The sequence below is a fragment of the Leucobacter sp. M11 genome (assembly GCF_035726885.1).
In the GTDB taxonomy this organism is placed as follows: Bacteria; Actinomycetota; Actinomycetes; order Actinomycetales; family Microbacteriaceae; genus JAPFRB01.
Map to the genome: position 1 here is coordinate 460,320 of NZ_JAPFRB010000001.1, position 415 is coordinate 460,734.

General features: G+C 77.1%; 1 protein-coding gene. It reads left to right on the plus strand.

Translation table 11 applies throughout. The features are described 5' to 3' along the window. Nucleotides 1-404 (plus strand): transcriptional regulator (locus tag OOT08_RS02345; RefSeq protein ID WP_325090943.1); only part of this gene is annotated, 404 nt, incomplete at its 5' end. Nucleotides 405-415: the final 11 nt, after the last annotated feature.

Here is a 415-nt window from a genome sequence, read left to right on the forward strand (position 1 = left end):
GATCCTGGCCGCGGTGCTCCCCCGCCGACGGGGGGAAACCGGTGCCCGCTGACCCGGGGCGAGCCACGCACCCCCGGCATCGGCTCGACGAGGCGCTCCTCACCCCGGTGCGCCTCTCCCTCCTCGCCACGCTCGCGAGCGGGGACGAGTGGGACTTCGCCACACTCATGGTCGCCGTGGACGCGGACGCCCCGCCCGTGAGCAAGGGGCTCGCCACGCTCGAAGCGGCCGGCTATGTCCGGACCCGGAAGGATCGCTCCGGGGCGAGGCCGCGCACCTGGGCCGCCGCGACCCCCGCCGGAATCGCGGCCCTGCGCGTGCACCTCGGCGCGCTCCGCGAGATCGCGGCGGCGCTGCCGCCCCCCGAGCACCCCGAGCAGCCAGAGGACGGCCCCACGAGCTGATCCGTGCTGCG